The sequence below is a fragment of the Streptomyces sp. NPDC058195 genome (genome assembly GCF_042883525.1).
Taxonomy (GTDB): domain Bacteria; phylum Actinomycetota; class Actinomycetes; order Streptomycetales; family Streptomycetaceae; genus Streptomyces.
Genome location: NZ_JBHVVM010000005.1, coordinates 38,864 through 53,558, shown reverse-complemented (window position 1 = coordinate 53,558; position 14,695 = coordinate 38,864). Strand labels below are relative to the sequence as shown.

Genomic DNA, 14,695 nt, shown 5'->3' with positions numbered 1-14,695 from the left:
CCGGACTCCGGTCCGAACTCATTTGCCCAGGGGGGTTTCGGTCACGGTCACGGTGACGGTGACGGTGGGCCGGAAGCCGTTCCCGCCCGCGGCCGGCGTGATCGGGGTGATCACGGAAGTCGGGGGCGGGGCGTCGCAGTTGCCGAGCACCTCGGCCCGGAAGACGGACCGCCCGCCCGTGCGGGCGGTCAGATCACCCCGTACACACCGTCCGCCGAGCTCCTGCGTCACCTTGCCGGAGAGCGTGATGGCCTCACCGCCGCCGGTCCGTCCCGTGCAGTCCACGTTCGCGCTGCGGGGTACGGACGCGGCGGGCGAGGCGCCCCAGGCGCGGGCGCCGTCGACCCCGGCGGAGCAGCTCAGCCACCGCACGTCCACCCCCTTGTTCTCCAGTGCGCCGGTGCCGACCCGGTCGGTGGTCACGGCGATGGACGCCGAGTTCAGACCACCCGTGGGCTCGCAGGCGGCGGTGCCCAGGACCGCCGCGACCGCGAGAGCGGACGCGGCCGGAACACGTCGGCCTCGCCCCTGAATCCATGCCCTTGTTGTCCCCATACGGGCAGCTTCCCACCGATCGCCAGCCACGAGGTAGACGGCGTGCGGGCGCGCCGAAATTGGCGCCGGAGCGCACACCCGGGCCTGGAGGAGCGCTCTTACGACCAGCGGCCGGTGCGCCCCATCAGCAGGGCCGTCGCCGCCGTGCCCGCGGTGGAGGTGCGCAGTACGCTCGCGCCGAGTCGGCAGGTCCGGGCGCCCGCGGCGGCGAAGACCGCGAGTTCCTCCGGCGACACCCCGCCCTCGGGTCCGACGACCAGCACGATCCCGCCCCGGGCGGGGAGTTCGACGGTGGCCAGGGGCTCACTGCTGTGCTCCCGGTCCTCGTGCAGGACGGCCCCGAACTCCGCCCCGGCCAGCAGCGCCGCGACCTGCTTGGTCGTCATCGCGTCGGCCACCTCGGGAAAGCGCACCCGGCGGGACTGCTTGCCCGCCTCCCGTGCCGTACCGCGCCATTTCGACAGGGCCTTGAGACCGCGGTCGCCCTTCCACTGGGTGATGCAGCGGGCCGCCTGCCAGGGCACGATCGCGTCGACGCCGGTCTCCGTCATGGTCTCCACGGCGAGCTCGCCCCGGTCCCCCTTGGGCAGGGCCTGGACGACGGTGATGCGCGGGGCGGGCTCCGGCTCCTCCCGGACCGGGGCCAGTTCGGCGAGGACCAGGCGGTCCTTGCCCTCGGCGGCCGATACGACGCCCTCCGTCCAGCGGCCCCGCCCGTCGGTGAGCACGACGGCCTCGCCCCGGCGCAGCCGCTTCACCGACACGGCGTGCCGCCCCTCGGGCCCTTCCAGGACGAACCCAGGCCCCTCGGGGACCTGATCGACGACGAAGACGGGTGCGGTCACTTCGAACTCCCTGTGCTCACTGCCGTACGCGCGGCGTCCAGTTCCCGGGCGAGCTGCCCGACCAGCCGGGCGGCCGGCAGCTCGCGTGCCATCCGGTGGCCCTGCCCGGCCCACAGCGCCATGCCCTGCGCGTCCCCGGCCTTCGCCGCCGCCCGGCGCAGCCCGGCGGTCAGGTAGTGGACCTGCGGATAGGCGGCGGGGGCGTACGGGCCGTGCTCGCGCATGAAGCGGTTGACCAGGCCGCGGGCCGGGCGGCCGGAGAACGCCCGGGTCAGGGCGGTCCGTACGAACAGCGGGTTGGTCAGCGCCTGCTTGTGCAGCACGCTCGCCCCGGACTCGGGACAGACGAGGAAGGCCGTGCCGAGCTGCGCCGCGTCGGCGCCCGCGGCGAGCACCGCGGCGATCTGCGCGCCGCGCATCAGTCCGCCCGTGGCGACGATCGGGATCTGCACGGTCTCGCGGACCTGGGACACCAGGGAGAGCAGCCCGATCCCGGAGCCGTCGGCCTGCGGGTCGTCGCGGTGGGTGGACTGGTGGCCGCCCGCCTCGACGCCCTGGACACAGACCGCGTCGGCGCCCGCCCACTGGGCGGCCTGGGCCTCCTCGGGCGTGGTGACCGTCACGACGGTGTACGTGCCGACCCCGGCGAAGGCGTCGAGGGTGTCACGCGTGGGGCAGCCGAAGGTGAACGAGACCGCCGGGACCGGGTCGTCCAGCAGGATGGCCAGCTTGGCGTCGTAGCCGTCGTCCCCGTCGACGTCCGTGCTGCCGAGCGGGGTCTCGTACCAGGCGGCCTCGCCCGCGAGCTGGTGCCGGTACACCTCGACGGCGCTCGGATCGGCGAGACCGGGCTGCGGCATGAAGAGGTTGACGCCGAAGGGCCGGGCGGTCAGCCCGCGCAGCTGTTTGATCTCGTTGTACATCCCGTCCGCCGTCTTGTACCCGGCGGCGAGGAAGCCGAGCCCGCCCGCGTCGGAGACGGCCGCGACGAGCTCCGGGCAGGAAGCGCCGCCCGCCATCGGGGCCTGCACGATCGGATACCGGCAGAGATCGGTCAATGCGGATGACATGAGCGCATCGTGTCACGTCCGGCCCTGGCCGGGACTCCCGGGACGTGGCCACCCCGCGCACCCGCCCGGACCGCCCCGCGCGCGGACGCCGGACGGTCCCCGTGGCGGGGACCGTCCGGCGTCCGGATCTCGCGGTACGGCGGGGCCGGGTCAGCGGCCGTTGAAGGCGTCCTTCAGCCGGGAGAACAGCCCCTGCTGGCCGGGCTGGAACTGACCGGTGGGCCGCTCCTCGCCCCGCATCTTCGCCAGGTCCCGCAGCAGCCGCTCCTGCTCCGGGTCCAGCTTCGTCGGGGTCATCACCTCGACGTGCACGATCAGGTCACCGCGCCCGCCGCCGCGCAGATGCGTGATGCCGCGGCCGTGCAGCGGGACGGACTGGCCGGACTGGGTGCCGGGCCGGATGTCGACCTCCTCCAGGCCGTCGAGCGTCTCCAGCGGCACCTTGGTGCCGAGCGCGCCCGCCGTCATCGGGATCGTGACCGTGCAGTGCAGGTCGTCGCCCCGGCGCTGGAACACCGCGTGCGACAGCTCGTGGATCTCCACGTACAGATCGCCGGCCGGGCCGCCGCCGGGGCCGACCTCACCCTCGCCCGCGAGCTGGATGCGGGTGCCGTTGTCGACACCGGCGGGGATCTTCACCGTGAGCGTGCGCCGCGAGCGGATGCGGCCGTCACCGGCGCACTCCGGGCACGGGGTCGGCACGACCGTACCGAAGCCCTGGCACTGCGGGCAGGGCCGCGAGGTCATGACCTGGCCCAGGAAGGACCGGGTGACCTGCGAGACCTCGCCTCGGCCACGGCACATGTCACAGGTCTGGGCCGAGGTGCCGGGCGCCGCGCCCTCGCCGCTGCACGTGGTGCAGACGACGGCCGTGTCGACCTGGATGTCCTTGGTGGTGCCGAACGCCGCCTCGGCGAGGTCGATCTCCAGCCGGATCATCGCGTCCTGACCGCGCCGGGTGCGCGAACGGGGTCCGCGCTGCGACGACGTACCGAAGAACGCGTCCATGATGTCGGAGAAGTTGCCGAAGCCGCCCTGTCCGAAACCGCCCGCGCCACCGCCGCCGGAGGCGGACAGCGGGTCGCCGCCGAGGTCGTAGACCTGCTTCTTCTGCGGGTCCGACAGCACCTCGTAGGCGGCGTTGATCTCCTTGAACCGCTCCTGGGTCTTCGGATCGGGGTTCACATCCGGGTGCAGCTCACGGGCGAGCCGCCGGAATGCCTTCTTGATCTCGTCCTGCGATGCGTCGCGGCGTACGCCGAGTACGGCGTAGTAGTCCGTGGCCACTTACGACTCCGCCAGGATCTGTCCGACGTAACGTGCCACTGCGCGTACCGCTCCCATCGTTCCGGGGTAGTCCATGCGGGTCGGTCCGACCACGCCGAGTTTGGCGACTGCCTCGTCGCCCGAACCGTAGCCGACCGCGACGACGGACGTGGAGTTGAGCCCTTCGTGGGCGTTCTCGTGCCCGATGCGTACGGTCATGCCCGAGTCCTTGGCCTCGCCGAGCAGCTTCAGCAGCACGACCTGCTCCTCCAGCGCCTCCAGCACCGGCCGGATCATCACGGGGAAGTCGTGCCCGAAGCGCGTGAGGTTGGAGGTGCCGCCGATCATCAGCCGCTCCTCCGTCTCCTCGACGAGGGTTTCGAGCAGGGTGGAGAGCACCGTGGACACGGTGCCCCGGTCCTCGCTCTCGAAGGATTCCGGCAGATCCTGCACCAGCTGCGGAACATCCGTGAACCGGCGTCCGACGACCCGGCTGTTGAGCCGGGCCCGCAGGTCGGCGAGAGAGGTCTCGCCGAACGGCGCGGGGCAGTCGATCATGCGCTGTTCGACCCGGCCGGTGTCCGTGATGAGCACGAGCATCAGCCGGGCGGACGCCAGCGACAGCAGCTCCACGTGCCGCACCGTCGACCGGGTCAGCGAGGGGTACTGCACGATGGCGACCTGCCGGGTCAGCTGCGCGAGCAGCCGTACGGTGCGGCCCACCACGTCGTCGAGGTCGACCGCTCCGTCGAGGAAATTGTGGATCGCGCGGCGCTCCGGCGACGAGAGGGGCTTGACCCCCGCGAGCCGGTCGACGAAGAGCCGGTAGCCCTTGTCCGTCGGGATGCGTCCGGCACTGGTGTGGGGCTGGGCGATGAAGCCCTCGTCCTCCAGCACGGCCATGTCGTTGCGGACGGTCGCCGGGGAGACCCCCAGCTTGTGCCGCTCGGTGAGCGCCTTGGAGCCGACCGGCTCCTCCGTACCGACATAGTCCTGGACGATGGCGCGGAGCACTTCGAGTCTGCGTTCACTGAGCATCGCGCACACCTCCAGCTGTGTTTCCTCGGTGGTTCTCGGGCCGTTCCTGTGCCTCTGCCCAGGAATCCTCCTGGCACTCTGTCATCCCGAGTGCCAGCAATCCCCCGCCAGTGTACGGCGGCCGAGTGGGGGCCTAGCAAGGGCGACCGGCCAGGCCGTCACGAGACCCCGCAGGTGTTTTGCCGGTAGCGTCGCGGTATGGACGCCTCTTGGGAAGAGTTCGGGTGGGAGCGCGTCGGTCCCGGAGTGGGCCGCCGGCGCCTTCCCGGGTGGGACGCGACGGTCGCGCTGGTGGCCGGGGCGGACGGGGCGCTGCTCTTCGACACCGGCTCGACGCTCCGCGAGGGCGCCGAGGTGCGGAGGCAGGCCGAGGCGCTGCTGGGCCGCAGGGTGACGCATATCGCACTCAGCCACCCGCACTTCGACCATGTGTTCGGTACCGCCGCGTTCTCCGGTGCCGAGGTGTACGGGGCGGCCGGTCTGGCGGAGTTCCTGAGGAAGGACGGGGCCGCGGGGCTGCGCGCCTCGGCGGTGCGCCACGGGGTGGCGGAGCGTGACGCGGCGGAGGCGGCCGACGCGCTGGTGGTGCCGAAGCACCAGGTGTGCGGCGAGTGGACGATCGGCCTGGGCGGCGGGCGCGAGGTGGTGCTGGCCGACGTCGGCCCCGCGCACAGCGGTCACGACCTGGTGGCGGTCGTCCCCGGTTCGTCCGGCTCCCCCGCGGTCGTGCTCTGCGGCGACCTGGTGGAGGAGTCCGGCGAGCCGCAGGCGGGCGAGGACGCGCATCCGGCCCGCTGGCCGGCGGCGCTGGACCGGCTGCTGGCGCTGGGCGGCGGGGACGCGGTGTACGTGCCGGGGCACGGGGCCCTGGTGGACGCCGCCTTCGTACGGGAACAGCGACGGCGACTGGCCGGACTCTTCGGCGTGTCGTGACCCCGGGGCGCCCGCCGTCCTATCGTCGTCCGATGCGCAGCTACCAGCCGGACCTGACTCCGCCATGGAAGAGGTCCGCCCCCGTTCCCGAGGTCCCCGCCGAGCCCGATCTGGTGGTGGAGGAGGTCTCCACCGGATTCTGCGGTGCGGTGATCCGGTGCGAGAAGACGGCCCAGGGCCCGACGGTGACCCTGGAGGACCGCTTCGGCAGGCACCGGGTGTTCCCGATGGAGCCGCGCGGCTTCCTGCTGGAGGGCACGGTGGTCACCCTCGTCCGCCCCGTGGCCGCCGCCCCGGCGCCTCCGGCCCGGACGGCCTCGGGGTCGGTCGCGGTCCCCGGGGCGCGGGCCCGGGTCGCGCGGGCGGGCCGGATCTATGTGGAGGGGCGGCACGACGCGGAGCTGGTGGAGCGGGTCTGGGGCGACGACCTCAGGATCGAGGGCGTGGTCGTCGAGTACCTGGAGGGCATCGACGACCTGCCGGGCATCGTGCGCGCCTTCTCCCCCGGCCCGGACGCCCGGCTGGGCGTGCTGGTCGACCATCTGGTGCCCGGCTCCAAGGAGTCGCGGATCGCCGGGCAGGTGCCGGACGCGGACGTGCTGGTGGTCGGGCACCCGTACATCGACGTGTGGGAGGCGGTGAAGCCGTCCTCGGTGGGCATCCCGGCGTGGCCGGTGGTGCCGCGCGGGCAGGACTGGAAGACCGGGGTGTGCCGCGCGCTGGGCTGGCCGCAGAACACCGGAGCGGCCTGGCAGCGCATCCTGTCCTCGGTCCGCTCCTACCGGGACCTGGAGCCGTCGCTGCTGGGCTCGGTGGAGCACCTGATCGACTTCGTCACGGCGCCGGAGTAGCCGGCTCGCGGGCCGTCAGTCGACCAGGTCCCGGACCACCGCGTCCGCCAGGAGCCGGCCGCGCAGGGTGAGCACCGCCCTCCCCCGCTCGTACGGGGCGGGCTCCAGCAGGCCGTCGGCCAGGGCGCGGCGGGAGGCCGCGAGGCCGTCCTGGGCCAGCAGCGACAGCGGGCAGCCGTCGGCGAGCCGGAGCTCCAGGAGGATACGTTCGACCCGCCGGTCCTCGGCGGAGAGGACCTCCCGGCCCGCGCCCGGCGAGCGCCCCTCGGCGAGGGCCTGGGCGTACGCGCCGGGGTGCTTCACGTTCCACCAGCGCACCCCGCCGACGTGGCTGTGCGCCCCGGGTCCGGCGCCCCACCAGTCGGCGCCGCGCCAGTACAGCTCGTTGTGCAGGCACCGGCCCTCGGGCGTGCGGGCCCAGTTCGACACCTCGTACCAGGAGAAGCCCGCCGCGGCCATCGCCTCCTCGGCGATCAGGTAGCGGTCGGCGTGGACGTCGTCGTCGGTCATCGGGACCTCGCCGCGGCGGATGCGGCGGGCCAGCTGGGTGCCCTCCTCGACGATCAGGGCGTACGCCGAGACATGGTCCGGCCCGGCGCCGATCGCCGCGTCCAGCGAGGCCCGCCAGTCGTCGTCCGACTCGCCGGGGGTGCCGTAGATCAGGTCGAGGTTGACGTGCGCGAAGCCCGCCTGCCGGGCCTCGGCGACACAGGCCTCGGGGCGCCCCGGCGTATGCGTACGGTCCAGGACCCTCAGGACGTGCTGCCGGGCGCTCTGCATCCCGAAGGAGATCCGGTTGAAGCCGCCCTCGCGCAGTTCGGCGAGGTAGGCCGGGCCGACCGATTCCGGGTTGGCCTCGGTGGTGATCTCGGCGTCGTCCGCCAGCCCGAACTCCTCGCGGATCGCGGCCAGCATCCGGACCAGGTCGGCCGCGGCGAGCAGGGTCGGGGTGCCGCCGCCGACGAAGACCGTGCGGACCGGGCGCGGGTCGTCACCGAGGACCCTGCGGGCCTGGCGGACCTCGCCGATCAGGTGGGCGGCGTAGTTGTCCCGGGAGGCCAGGGCGCCGCCGGAGCCGCGCAGCTCGGTCGCGGTGTAGGTGTTGAAGTCGCAGTAGCCGCAGCGGGTCGCGCAGTAGGGCACGTGCAGGTAGAAGCCGAGCGGCCGGTCGGCGGCGCCTTCCAGGGCGTGGCGGGGCAGCGCCCCGTCGTCGGGCACGGGTTCACCATCGGGCAGTACGGAAGGCATACCGTCCATTGTCGCTCGCCGCCGGGGAACTCCCGGCCACGTCCCCGTCTCCCCGCCCCCTTCCCGTATCCGGGCGACAGACTCAGCCGGCCTGGAGCACCAGCAGCGCCAGGTCGTCGTCGGGCGGCCGTTCGGCGAATTCGTGGACCGCCCGCTTGATCCGGTCCGCGATGCCGTCCGCCGACAGTCCGGCGCACTCGGCCAGCGCCTGGGCCAGCCCGTCCCCGTCGTCGAACATCAGCGTCCCGGAGCGCCGCTCGGTCACCCCGTCGGTGACGCACAGCAGACTGTCACCGGGCGCCAGCTCGAAGCTCTGGCTCTCGTAGGCGACGTCGTCGAAGATCCCGAGCAGTATCTGGGGGTCGGCCGCCGGGCGCACCTCGCCGTCGGGCCGCAGCAGCAGGGGCAGCGGATGTCCGGCGCTGGCCAGGGTGCAGCGCACGCCGCCGTCGGGCAGGGGCACGAGTTCGCCGTACAGCAGGGACAGGAAGCGGGACTGGCCGGTGTCCGCGGTCTGCTGGCCTCCTGCGGCGGCCACCATGAGCGCGGCGGCCTCGGCGGCCTCCATCGCGTCGTCGAGCAGGAGCCGGTTGAGCCGGTCCAGGACCTCGCCGACGCCGAAGCCCTCCCGGGCCAGCAGCCGCAGCCAGGGCCGGGCGAGGCCGGTCACGACGGCGGCCTCGGGGCCGCTGCCCTGCACGTCGCCGAGGACGAAGCACCAGCGGTCGCCGGGGCAGGGGAAGATGTCGTAGAAATCACCGCCGACCACCCCGTCGTCGCTGGGCTCGTACACCAGCGAACTGGAGACGCCGGGTATGTCGGCGACCTTGCCGGGCAGCAGGGCGCGCTGGAGGATGCGGCTGATGGTGGCCTGGCGGGTGTACTCGCGGGCAGCGCCGACGGCGAGGCCGACCCGGCGCACGAAGTCCTCGATGAGCGCGGTCACCTCGTCGGGGACACGGGCGAGCCCTTCCCGGCCCAGGAGCACGGCGCCCAGCGTCCGGGTGCCGGAGGTGATCCGGTAGGCGAGTGCGGACACGGCGGGCCCGTCACCCCGCTCCCCTTCCCCGGCTTCCTCCTCCTCGCCGCCGGGCCAGGGCATGGAGACGGGGCCGGTGCCGACCCTCTCGGGCAGCCGGATCGGGTCCTGCTCCAGCAGGGCGCGCAGCCCGCCGGTCTCGGTCTCGTCCCGGTGCCAGACGCTGGCGAGCCGGGGGACGGCCGAGGGGCCGCCGTTCTCCGGTTCCAGCCAGATCGCGCACCAGTCCGCGAGCCTGGGTACCAGTAATTGCCCGGAGAGCGCGGCGACGATGTCCTCGTCGAGCTGCCCGGCCAGCAGGTCGGAGGCCTCGGCGAGGAAGGAGAGGGCGCCCCGGCCCGCCCAGTCGGCGTCGTCGCGCAGGGCGCGCCGGGCGGAGGGGGCGAGCAGTTCGGCCTCGCGCAGCCTCTGCGGGAAGCCGGGGTCGGCGGCGGCTTCCGGGAAGGGGTTCCAGTCGTCCACCGGGAGGCGGGCCCAGACGGTCTTGAGGCCGGTGCGGTAGGTGATGCCCCAGCGTTCGGCGAGGGTGCCGACGAGCTGGAGACCGCGGCCGTACTCGGCGGGCTCGTCGGGGCCGACGGCGCGGGTGCCCTCCGCCGCGTCGGCCGCGCTTCCGGCCTCCGGGCGGTCGCTGCGCACCGCACGGGCCGGATGGTGGTCGGAGACCTCCAGCAGCAGGGCCGCGACCTCGTCGTCGTCGGCCTCCTCCAGCTGGACGACCAGTTCCACGGTGGTCCCGGCGTGCACGACCGCGTTGGTCACCAGTTCACTGACGACGACCTCCGCGTCCTCCGCCACGCGCCCGCTGAAGCCCACGGCCGCCGGGAGCCCGAGCCCGGCCCACTCGTCCAGCGCGGCCCGGACGAACCGGCGGGCGGCGGAGGGGGCGAGGAGGTTGCCGGGCAGGGACGTGTGGGCGGCCGGCCGCGTGTCCGCGCGGTCTGCGGGATTTCCGGGACGCTGAACGATGTCCCGCTGCAAGGGAATGGACCCCACGGTGCAGCTCCTGACCTGTCTCGCTCTGTCTGTTCTCGTTGCTGTCTGTCGGTTCTCGTCGGGCGGCGTGGGCGACACCGACAGACTGACAGATGGACCATGCCCATAAGCAGCGAGTTGCCGAAGTGGGCGGAGAAAATGAGCGGGAAGGAAAAGGAGCGGCCGCGAGCCGTCAGGACTCGCGGCCACTCCGGCGGGGCGTGGGGCCTACGCCTCGCGGGATCCCGCGTACATCCCGTCGATGAGGTCCTTGTACGCGCGCTCGACGACGGGCCGCTTCAGCTTGAGGCTGGGCGTCAGCTCGCCGTGCTCGATGTCGAGGTCGCGGGGCAGCAGCCGGAACTTCTTGATGGTCTGCCAGCGCTGCAGGCCCCCGTTGAGCCGCTTCACGTAGCCCTCGATGAGCGCGACGGTCTGCGGGGCGGCCACCACCTCGGCGTACGGCCTCCCGCCCAGGCCGTTCTCGGCGGCCCAGCCGAGGAGCGTCGGCTCGTCGAGCGCGATCAGCGCGGTGCAGAAATTGCGGTCGGCGCCGTGCACCAGGATGTTGGAGACGAACGGGCAGACCGCCTTGAACTGCCCCTCGACCTCCGCCGGGGCGATGTACTTGCCGCCGGACGTCTTGATGAGGTCCTTCTTGCGGTCGGTGATCCGGAGGTAGCCGTCCACGGACAGCTCGCCGATGTCGCCGGTGTGGAACCAGCCGTCCGGCTCCAGCGTCTCGGTGGTCTTCTCCGGCTGCCCGTGGTAGCCCTCCATGATCCCGGGGCCGCGCAGCAGGATCTCGCCGTCGTCGGCGATCCGTACCTCGGTTCCGGGGAGCGGCTTGCCGACGGTGCCGGTGCGGTAGGCCTCGCCCGGGTTGACGAAGGAGGCGGCGCTGGACTCGGTGAGCCCGTAGCCCTCCAGGATGTGGATGCCCGCACCCGAGAAGAAGAGGCCGATGTCCGGGGCGAGCGCGGCGGAGCCGGAGATGCAGGCCCGCAGCCGGCCGCCGAAGGCTTCCCGGATCTTGGAGAAGACCAGGGCGTCGGCGACCTTGTGCTTGGCGCCGAGCGCGAAGGGGACGGAGGCCGTGCCGGTGCGCCGGAAGTTGTCCTGCGAGACCGTGGCGTACTCCCGGGCGACGCCTGCCGCCCACTGGAAGATCTTGTACTTGGCCCCGCCCCCGGCCCGCGCCTTGGCGGCGACGCCGTTGTACACCTTCTCGAAGATGCGGGGCACGGCCGCCATGTACGTCGGCTGGACGACCGGCAGGTTCTCGATGATCTTGTCGACCCGGCCGTCGACGGCGGTGACGTGGCCGACCTCGATCTGGCCGGAGGTGAGGACCTTGCCGAAGACGTGGGCGAGCGGCAGCCAGAGGTACTGGACGTCCTCGGAGGTGATGAGCCCGGTGGAGACGGTGGCCTTGGCCATGTACGACCAGTTGTCGTGCGGCAGGCGCACTCCCTTGGGGCGGCCGGTGGTGCCCGAGGTGTAGATCAGGGTGGCCAGCTGCCCGGGGGTGATGGCGGCCACCCGCTCCTTGATCGCCTCGGGGTGCTCCGCGAGGTACGCGGTGCCGCGGGCCTCCAGGCCGTCGAGGGTGAGCACCCAGCCCTCGGGGTCGCCCTCGGCGGCTTCGGCGCCCTCGGGGTCGATGACGACGACATGGGCGAGCTCGGGCAGCTCGGCGCGGCGCTCGCGGGCCTTGGCCAGCTGCCCGGCGTCCTCGGCGATCAGCACCCGGCTCCCGGAGTCGGAGAGGATGAACGCCGACTCCTCCGCGTTGGTCGACGGGTAGACCGTGGTGGTGGCGGCACCCGCGCACATCACACCGAGGTCGGCGAGGATCCACTCCACGCGGGTGCCGGAGGCGAGCGCGACGCGCTCCTCCGGCTGGATGCCCAGGGCGATGAGCCCGGCCGCGACGGCGTAGACCCGCTCGGCGGCCTGCGCCCAGCTCAGCGACTTCCACTCATCGGGCCCCTGGCCGGCGGCCGAGGGGACCGGGTAGCGGTAGGCCTCCCCGTCCGGAGTGGCCGCCACGCGGTCGATGAAGAGGTTCGCCACGGAGGGCGGTCGGTTCTCGATCAAGGTCAGTGTGTCGCTCACGACGTCCTCCGGGCCTGCGGCAGTGCTTCACGACCGGCTGCTGTTTGCTGCTGACTGCTGATGTTCCTGCTTCTTCGTCCTGCTTCGCTTCGTTTCCCCGCGTACGGCCGTCCGGCGGTCCGCTGGTCCGGCGGCACCCGGTCCCGCTTGCTTAACTGGCGAGTAACTACGAGGCCGTGATCAGGGTAGAGCGCCCGGGTCCGCCGCGTAAGAGGCAAGGGGCCGCCGCTTCATAACGAACGGGCCCCCGCGCCGCAGGGTGCTGCGGCGCGGGGGCCCGTCCGGACGGCCTCACGGCGGGGCGGGGCTACTTCTTGCCCTTGCTCTCCCCGCCGGACTCGTCCGTGGACAGCACGGCGATGAAGGCCTCCTGGGGGACCTCCACGTTGCCGACCATCTTCATCCGCTTCTTGCCTTCCTTCTGCTTCTCCAGCAGCTTCCGCTTACGGGAGATGTCACCGCCGTAGCACTTGGCGAGGACGTCCTTGCGGATGGCCCGGACCGTCTCACGGGCGATGACCCGGGAACCGATCGCAGCCTGGATCGGCACCTCGAAGTTCTGCCGCGGGATCAGCTCGCGCAGCTTGGCGACCAGCCGCACGCCGTACGCGTACGCCTTGTCCTTGTGCGTGACGGCGGAGAACGCGTCGACCTTGTCGCCGTGCAGCAGGATGTCGACCTTGACGAGCTGGGCGGTCTGCTCACCGGTGGGCTCGTAGTCGAGCGAGGCGTAGCCCCGGGTCTTGGACTTCAGCTGGTCGAAGAAGTCGAAGACGATCTCGGCGAGCGGCAGGGTGTAGCGGATCTCGACCCGGTCCTCGGAGAGGTAGTCCATGCCGAGCAGGGTGCCGCGCCGCTGCTGGCAGAGCTCCATGATCGCGCCGATGAACTCGCTGGGGGCCAGGACCGTGGCGCGCACGACGGGCTCGTGCACCTTGTCGATCTTGCCCTCGGGGAACTCGCTCGGGTTGGTGACGGTGTGCTCGGTGCCGTCCTCCATGTCGACGCGGTAGACCACGTTGGGGGCGGTGGCGATGAGTTCGAGGCCGAACTCGCGCTCCAGCCGCTCGCGGATCACGTCGAGGTGGAGCAGGCCGAGGAAGCCGACGCGGAAGCCGAAGCCGAGGGCCGCGGAGGTCTCCGGCTCGTACACCAGGGCGGCGTCGTTGAGCTGGAGCTTGTCGAGCGCCTCGCGCAGGTCCGGGTAGTCCGAGCCGTCCAGCGGGTAGAGCCCGGAGAAGACCATCGGCTTGGGGTCCTTGTAGCCGCCCAGCGCCTCGGTCGCGCCCTTGTTCAGGGAGGTGATCGTGTCACCGACCTTGGACTGCCGGACGTCCTTCACCCCGGTGATGATGTAGCCGACCTCGCCCACGCCGAGGCCGTCGGCCGGGGTCATCTCCGGGGAGGAGACCCCGATCTCCAGCAGCTCGTGGGTGGCGCCGGTGGACATCATCCGGATGCGCTCGCGCTTGTTGAGCTGTCCGTCCACGACCCGGACGTAGGTGACGACGCCGCGGTACGAGTCGTAGACCGAGTCGAAGATCATCGCGCGGGCCGGGGCGTCCGCCACGCCGACCGGGGCCGGAACGTCCCTGACCACCCGGTCGAGCAGCGCGTCCACGCCGATGCCGGTCTTCGCGGAGACCTTGAGCACGTCCTCCGGCTGGCAGCCGATGAGGTTGGCCAGCTCCTCGGAGAACTTCTCCGGCTGCGCGGCCGGCAGGTCGATCTTGTTGAGCACCGGGACGATGGTGAGGTCGTTCTCCATCGCCAGGTAGAGGTTGGCGAGCGTCTGGGCCTCGATGCCCTGGGCCGCGTCGACCAGCAGGACCGTGCCCTCGCAGGCGGCGAGCGAGCGTGAGACCTCGTAGGTGAAGTCCACGTGGCCCGGGGTGTCGATCATGTTGAGGACATGGGTGCGGCCCTGCCCCTCGCCCGTGTCGGGCGTCCAGGGCAGACGGACCGCCTGGGACTTGATGGTGATGCCGCGCTCGCGCTCGATATCCATACGGTCGAGGTACTGAGCACGCATCTGCCGCTGGTCGACCACCCCGGTCAGCTGGAGCATCCGGTCGGCAAGGGTCGACTTGCCGTGGTCGATGTGCGCGATGATGCAGAAGTTGCGGATCAGCGCCGGGTCGGTACGGCTCGGCTCGGGCACGTGGGTAGGGGTCGCGGGCACGCAGGGTCCTGATTCTTGAGACGCCGAACGCCGTGTCTCGGGTCGATGTCGGGTCGGTCGGATCGATACGTAGCCTCCATCGTCCCATGGTTGCCGGGCGGAGACCGGTTTGGGCCGGTCGGAGCGGGGCTGGTAACGTTGACAGCTGTGTCTCGCGACTCTCTCGGGCCGTGGGGCGCACATCGAAGACCCAACGAACCTGAAAAGGCTCTTTTCGTGGCGAACATCAAGTCCCAGATCAAGCGGAACAAGACGAACGAGAAGGCGCGCCTGCGCAACAAGGCCGTCAAGTCCTCGCTCAAGACCGCTATCCGCAAGGCCCGCGAGGCCGTCGCCGCCGGTGACGTCGAGAAGGCCACCGTGGCCACCCGCGACGCTTCCCGTGCGCTCGACAAGGCCGTCTCGAAGGGTGTCATCCACAAGAACGCCGCCGCCAACAAGAAGTCGGCGCTGGCCTCCAAGGTTGCCTCCCTCCAGGGCTGAGCATTCTGATGTGATCGCCGGGAAGGACCCAGCGGGCCCTCTCTCCCGCTCCTGACCGGCACCCCGCGCCGCACACCGAACCTGCGTTCGCC

Annotated in this window: 12 protein-coding genes; 3 read left to right on the top strand and 9 right to left on the bottom strand. The window is 72.1% G+C overall.

Features of this window, described 5'->3' with window-relative positions; translation table 11 throughout:
- Positions 1–18: 18 nt before the first annotated feature.
- The 5 genes from ACFVWY_RS08025 to hrcA all read right to left on the bottom strand — a co-directional run bounded on the left by ACFVWY_RS08025 (position 19) and on the right by hrcA (position 4,774).
- Complete coding sequence (locus tag ACFVWY_RS08025) at positions 19–555, bottom strand: hypothetical protein (protein WP_389868428.1); 537 nt, start codon at positions 553–555, stop codon at positions 19–21.
- Positions 556–653: 98 nt separating this feature from the next.
- Entirely contained in the window at positions 654–1,400 is a 747-nt protein-coding gene (locus ACFVWY_RS08020) for a 16S rRNA (uracil(1498)-N(3))-methyltransferase (RefSeq protein ID WP_389868426.1), read from the bottom strand.
- Positions 1,397–2,470 (bottom strand): nitronate monooxygenase, encoded by a 1,074-nt coding sequence (locus tag ACFVWY_RS08015; protein ID WP_389868424.1) that lies wholly within the window; start codon positions 2,468–2,470, stop codon positions 1,397–1,399. The genes ACFVWY_RS08020 and ACFVWY_RS08015 overlap by 4 nt, the downstream gene beginning before the upstream one ends.
- A gap of 150 nt (positions 2,471–2,620) precedes the next feature.
- Positions 2,621–3,757 (bottom strand): molecular chaperone DnaJ, encoded by a 1,137-nt coding sequence (dnaJ, locus tag ACFVWY_RS08010; RefSeq protein WP_356481736.1) that lies wholly within the window; start codon positions 3,755–3,757, stop codon positions 2,621–2,623.
- Complete coding sequence (gene hrcA / locus ACFVWY_RS08005) at positions 3,758–4,774, bottom strand: heat-inducible transcriptional repressor HrcA (protein ID WP_351079082.1); 1,017 nt, start codon at positions 4,772–4,774, stop codon at positions 3,758–3,760.
- Between the two features lie 198 nt (positions 4,775–4,972).
- Between hrcA and ACFVWY_RS08000 the strand changes: the two genes are divergently transcribed.
- Positions 4,973–5,707 carry an MBL fold metallo-hydrolase gene (locus tag ACFVWY_RS08000; protein WP_389868421.1) on the top strand — a complete coding sequence of 245 codons (735 nt, stop codon included), beginning with the start codon at positions 4,973–4,975 and terminating at the stop codon, positions 5,705–5,707.
- A 32-nt stretch (positions 5,708–5,739) separates the two neighbouring features.
- Positions 5,740–6,558 carry a DUF3097 domain-containing protein gene (locus ACFVWY_RS07995; RefSeq protein ID WP_389868419.1) on the top strand — a complete coding sequence of 273 codons (819 nt, stop codon included), beginning with the start codon at positions 5,740–5,742 and terminating at the stop codon, positions 6,556–6,558.
- 15 nt (positions 6,559–6,573) lie between these two features.
- On the opposite strand, the gene hemW is transcribed toward ACFVWY_RS07995, so the two are convergent.
- The 4 genes from hemW to lepA form a co-directional block, all read right to left on the bottom strand.
- On the bottom strand, positions 6,574–7,806 hold the full coding sequence (gene hemW / locus ACFVWY_RS07990; protein WP_389868417.1) for a radical SAM family heme chaperone HemW: 1,233 nt from the start codon (positions 7,804–7,806) through the stop codon (positions 6,574–6,576).
- Between the two features lie 82 nt (positions 7,807–7,888).
- Positions 7,889–9,826 carry a SpoIIE family protein phosphatase gene (locus ACFVWY_RS07985; protein ID WP_389869016.1) on the bottom strand — a complete coding sequence of 646 codons (1,938 nt, stop codon included), beginning with the start codon at positions 9,824–9,826 and terminating at the stop codon, positions 7,889–7,891.
- 222 nt (positions 9,827–10,048) lie between these two features.
- The gene (locus tag ACFVWY_RS07980; RefSeq protein WP_389868415.1) at positions 10,049–11,938 is read right to left on the bottom strand and encodes an AMP-dependent synthetase/ligase; all 1,890 of its coding nucleotides are present in this window, start codon (positions 11,936–11,938) and stop codon (positions 10,049–10,051) included.
- A gap of 307 nt (positions 11,939–12,245) precedes the next feature.
- Positions 12,246–14,120, bottom strand: a complete 1,875-nt coding sequence (gene lepA, locus ACFVWY_RS07975; RefSeq protein WP_389868413.1) for a translation elongation factor 4 — start codon at positions 14,118–14,120, stop codon at positions 12,246–12,248.
- Between the two features lie 216 nt (positions 14,121–14,336).
- On the opposite strand from lepA, the gene rpsT reads away from it, so the two are divergent.
- Positions 14,337–14,603, top strand: coding sequence for a 30S ribosomal protein S20 (rpsT, locus tag ACFVWY_RS07970; protein ID WP_335936930.1), 267 nt, complete (start codon positions 14,337–14,339; stop codon positions 14,601–14,603).
- Positions 14,604–14,695: the final 92 nt, after the last annotated feature.